4 protein-coding genes are annotated in these 3,615 nt (G+C 59.0%); 3 read left to right on the top strand and 1 reads right to left on the bottom strand.

Annotated elements, in window-relative coordinates; genetic code table 11:
• Positions 1-1,086 (top strand): cell division protein FtsZ (gene ftsZ / locus NW819_RS10330; RefSeq protein ID WP_414413685.1); only part of this gene is annotated, 1,086 nt, incomplete at its 5' end.
• 69 nt (positions 1,087-1,155) lie between these two features.
• Positions 1,156-2,133, top strand: a complete 978-nt coding sequence (locus NW819_RS10325; RefSeq protein ID WP_414407460.1) for a D-alanine--D-alanine ligase family protein — start codon at positions 1,156-1,158, stop codon at positions 2,131-2,133.
• A 42-nt stretch (positions 2,134-2,175) separates the two neighbouring features.
• On the opposite strand, the gene NW819_RS10320 is transcribed toward NW819_RS10325, so the two are convergent.
• Positions 2,176-2,673, bottom strand: a complete 498-nt coding sequence (locus NW819_RS10320) for a hypothetical protein (RefSeq protein WP_414413684.1) — start codon at positions 2,671-2,673, stop codon at positions 2,176-2,178.
• 155 nt (positions 2,674-2,828) lie between these two features.
• Here NW819_RS10320 and bchM point away from each other — a divergent pair, with 155 nt between their 5' ends.
• Positions 2,829-3,494 (top strand): magnesium protoporphyrin IX methyltransferase, encoded by a 666-nt coding sequence (bchM, locus tag NW819_RS10315; RefSeq protein ID WP_414343655.1) that lies wholly within the window; start codon positions 2,829-2,831, stop codon positions 3,492-3,494.
• Positions 3,495-3,615: the final 121 nt, after the last annotated feature.

Raw genomic sequence — 3,615 nt, 5'->3', positions numbered from 1 at the left:
GTAGGCGTGGGGGGTGGGGGTGGCAACGCGGTCAGTCGGATGGCGGCCAGCAACCTTGTGGGCGTCGAGTTTTGGAGCGTCAACACCGATGCGCAGGCCCTTGCCCAGTCCTCGGCAGTGAACCGCTTGCAAATTGGGCAGAAGCTGACTCGAGGCTTGGGTGCAGGTGGTAACCCGGCCATTGGCCAGAAAGCTGCAGAGGAATCCAGCGAAGAAATATCGGCAGCCATCAAAGGGGCAGATCTGGTCTTCATTGCCGCCGGCATGGGGGGAGGCACGGGCACGGGTGGAGCACCCGTCATCGCCCAAATTGCCAAAGCCAGTGGTGCCCTGACGGTGGGAGTGGTGACACGGCCTTTTTCCTTTGAGGGCAAACGCCGCAGCAAGCAGGCCGAGGAAGGGATCCAAGCGCTGCGGGAGGCAGTTGATACCCTGATTGTAATTCCCAATGACAAGTTGCTTTCGGTGATCTCCGAGCAAACCCCTGTCCAAGAGGCTTTTCGCGTTGCGGATGATGTGCTGCGGCAGGGGGTGCAGGGCATCTCGGATATCATTCTCATTCCCGGCATGATCAATGTGGATTTTGCCGATGTGCGCAGCGTGATGGCCGATGCCGGCTCTGCCTTGATGGGAATTGGCATGGGATCCGGCAAGTCCCGCGCCCGCGAAGCCGCCATTACCGCTGTATCTTCGCCGCTTTTGGAAACCTCCATCGAAGGGGCTAAAGGTGTCCTCTTCAACATTACCGGTGGGCCGGATTTGTCCTTGCATGAGGTCACGGTGGCTGCCGAGATCATCGCCGAGGCAGTGGATCCCGAGGCCAACATCATCTTCGGCACCGTCCAAGACGAGCGCATGCAGGGGGAAGTGCGCATCACGGTCATCGCCACCGGTTTCCAAGAGAAAGCCCGTCCAGCCGCCATCCCTGCTGCAACCAAAGTTTCTGCCTCCAACAAGTCGGGGGTTCCTAAGCCCACTCCCACGGGCTCTGGGCTGCCGCCTCGACAGCCTCCGGAGCCTGAGCCGCCGATGTCTGGAGGCTTAGATATTCCCGAGTTCTTGCGCCGCCGACGGCCCCCTTCGTAGGGTAGGGTGAAGGTATGCTGGTATCTTGGTGCCGGTTGTTGAGGGTGGGGAGTGCTTTGGGGTTAGGCCATGAACATTGTTGTCTTGGCGGGGGGGCGTTCGGCAGAACGTCAAGTCTCTTGGGTAACGGGTAAAGCCTGCAAACGGGCTTTGGAGGACCTGGGCCATCGGGTCAAGGTAATCGACCCAGATGAGGATCTGCCTCTGCGCCTTTGGCAGGAACGGCAAGCCGGCTGCGACTTCGTTTGGATTGCCTTGCATGGCCCTGGTGGCGAGGATGGGGTGGTACAGGGAATGCTGGACTGGCTGGGCCTGCCCTACCAGGGATCCGGGCCGCTGGCCAGTGCTCTGGCCATGGATAAGCTGGTCTCCAAGCAGATCTTTCGCGCCGCGGGGATCCCTACCCCCGATTGGCAGGTTTGGGACGACCAAAGCCCCCTCACTTGGGCTGACTGTGCGGCAGAGTTGGGATCCCCACTGGTGATTAAGCCCAGCAACAACGGCTCGACGGTGGGCATCAGCATTGTCCGGGATGAGAGGTCATTTGCTCAGGGGCTGGAGTTGGCCCGCTCAGTCTCGTCGCGGATTTTTCTGGAGCGCTATGTTCCCGGAAAGGAGATCACCCTCTCGATCTTGTCCGGCCAAGTTCTTCCGGCCATTGAGATCATCCCCGCCCAAGGCGACTTCTACGACTACGAAGCCAAGTACGCACCCGGTGGCTCGCGGCATTTGATCCCCTGTTCCCTCAGCCCGGCAGGGTTGGCCCGCTGTGAGGCTGCAGGTCTGAAGGCCTACCAGGCGTTGGGGTGCGAAGGCTTGGCGCGGGTGGATCTGCGGGTGGATCCCGAGGAAAATCCTTGGGTGTTGGAGGTGAATACACTGCCCGGCATGACCCCCACTTCCCTCTGTCCCGATGCGGCGGCAGCTCTGGGGTGGACGTTCACCGAGTTGGTGGAGCGGATGCTGCAGGATGCCTTGCAAAAAGCCCAATTGACCGGATCCCGGCATCCTCAAAGTTCATCGGCGACTCTCGGCAACGCTCCCTGAGGCTTTTCCCAAGACAAGAACAAGAACCTTTACCCAGCTCTTTCAGAGAAGGGCAACCAGCAAAAGAATCACCCCAATTCCAACAATCAGTACAGCTCCCCCCAGCCACACCCAGGAGATGCGGGACCTGCTGCCTATGTCGGTTTTCCCGACAGGATTCTCCGGCGCAGGTTCAGGCTTTGAGTTGACCGAATCCGGGGCAACAACTGTCAGATCCTGCAGTAGGCGATCGCCTTTTTTTTCCAACAGAACTGTGGTTTCTTCTGAGGCCAGCAGCGGGTTCAACAAGGGGGCCGTTTGCTCCCACTCGTATTCAGAATGTCCCGACTCACGCCCGTACACCGTGACCTGCTCTAAGCCGGGCAAGCCCAACGCCCTGAGCTCCACCCGCACCCGTTCCGTGAGATGGGGGTAGTCCACTCGAGCCAGGGGGGGCCGATTCAGAAGAACATGCAGATGACCTTGGCGGCGTTTGACCGCGATTTTGACCGGGGCAGCCAACCGAGCCTGCAACGCTCGGGCAATCTCAGCTTCGGTCATGGGGCAACATCCAAGGCATGCGAGTTAATTCTAATACAATCCTAGGGCAACGATGCAGAGGGTTACGGGGCCTCGGGGTAGAATGGAATGCGCGTTGGCGAAGAAAAGCAGAGCGTTCATCTTTTTCTCTCGCCGGATCCCTAGCTGGAAGTTCTATGCAAGAGAAAACCATTGTCCGCGATTACTTCAACTCCGTTGGCTTCGAGCGCTGGCGGCGCATTTATGGTGAAGAAGAAGTCAATTTCGTCCAAAAAGACATCCGCCTTGGCCATGCTCGCACAGTAGAGACGGTGTTGCAGTGGTTGGGGGATCCCTCGGGTTTACGCATTTGTGATGCCGGATGCGGGGTGGGCAGCCTCAGTTTGCCCTTGGCCACCAGAGGGGCGCAGGTGTTCGCCAGCGACATCTCGGAACAAATGGTGAACGAAGCACGCCGCCGCCAGCAAATGGAGTTGGGATCCACAGACAACCCACACTTTTGGGTCTCGGATCTGGAGGAATTGACGGGGGAATACGATGTCGTCATCTGCCTTGATGTGATGATCCACTACCCCGAAGCCGAGGCCCTGCGCATGCTAAAGCACCTGACCCGCCTGGCTCGGTCCCGCCTGATCTTCAGTTTTGCCCCCAAAACCCCCTGGCTGACGCTGCTGAAGAAAGTGGGAGAGTTCTTCCCCGGCCCCAGCAAAACCACCCGCGCCTATCAACACCGAGAGGCGACCTTGGTGAGCCAATTAACCGAATGGGGCTGGAAAGTGCAGCAGCGACAAACCATTCGCAGCCGCTTCTACTTTGCTTGGCTCCTCGATCTGGTTCGGTGACACTCGATCTGGTTCGTTAAACGGGAATGAAACATTTTCGTCTAGCTCCCCTCTCCCTCTGGCACCGAGGCTGGGAGTAGGGGCAGCAACGTGGAATGCTTGGGGAGTGTCTCAATCTAGT

It is taken from the genome of Synechococcus sp. R8-2 (genome assembly GCF_047461715.1).
Lineage (GTDB): Bacteria > Cyanobacteriota > Cyanobacteriia > Thermostichales > Thermostichaceae > Thermostichus.
This window is presented reverse-complemented; position numbering and strand designations above follow the sequence as displayed.

Bases quoted from the DNA above. Each gene is read 5' to 3' on its own strand.
- NW819_RS10325 (WP_414407460.1), top strand. From the start codon at position 1,156: ATGAACATTGTTGTCTTGGCGGGGGGGCGTTCGGCAGAACGTCAAGTC.
- NW819_RS10320 (WP_414413684.1), bottom strand. From the start codon at position 2,673: ATGACCGAAGCTGAGATTGCCCGAGCGTTGCAGGCTCGGTTGGCTGCC.
- bchM (WP_414343655.1), top strand. From the start codon at position 2,829: ATGCAAGAGAAAACCATTGTCCGCGATTACTTCAACTCCGTTGGCTTC.